This window comes from Vibrio sp. S11_S32, from assembly GCF_014694465.1.
GTDB lineage: Bacteria > Pseudomonadota > Gammaproteobacteria > Enterobacterales > Vibrionaceae > Vibrio > Vibrio algicola.
This window is the reverse complement of sequence record NZ_JAAUWS010000144.1, coordinates 1-616: the sequence shown is the minus strand read 5'-3', so window position 1 is coordinate 616 and position 616 is coordinate 1. Positions and strand designations below refer to the sequence as shown.

The window sequence follows — 616 nt, the reverse complement described above, 5'->3', positions numbered from 1 at the left end:
AATCTCTTAACAGAAGAAAAATCATTTAAAGCCGGCATCAAGCGAAAGCAGAAAAAGGCAAATCGAAATAACGATTACCTTTCCAAAGTCCTTGTAGGGCAAGGGCTTTCGTAATCTTGCCCTGTTAATGTCATGGGATTGTTTGTGTTTTAAATCAAATTTTAAAGGAAGAATTCCGCAGCTTATTTTGCGAGACTTATAACCAAAAGCAAAGAGAATAAAATGAAAATCTTGATCACAGGCGGTGCGGGTTTTATTGGGTCTGCTGTTGTTCGCCATATAATCGATAACACATCAGATAGTGTTATTAATTTAGATAAACTGACCTACGCGGGTAACCTTGAATCTTTAACTTCAGTTGAAAATAATAAACGCTATTGTTTTGAACAAGTCGATATCTGTAACCGAGCAGAACTAGATCGGGTCTTTAAAACCCACCGACCCGACGCAGTCATGCATCTAGCCGCTGAATCACACGTTGACCGCTCAATCACGGGCCCTGCTGAATTTATTCAAACCAATATTGTGGGTACTTATAACCTACTAGAAGCGGCGCGAGAATATTGGAATGGTCTAGATGACAACGCGCAACAGGCTTTTCGTTTTCATCATATTT

Annotated in this window: 1 protein-coding gene; it reads left to right on the top strand. The window is 39.6% G+C overall.

Annotation, left to right across the window (positions count from 1 at the left end; translation table 11 throughout):
- Nucleotides 1–222: 222 nt before the first annotated feature.
- Nucleotides 223–616, top strand: a 394-nt coding sequence (locus tag HC723_RS17015; protein ID WP_190339943.1) for a GDP-mannose 4,6-dehydratase, incomplete at its 3' end; no start/stop codon positions are given.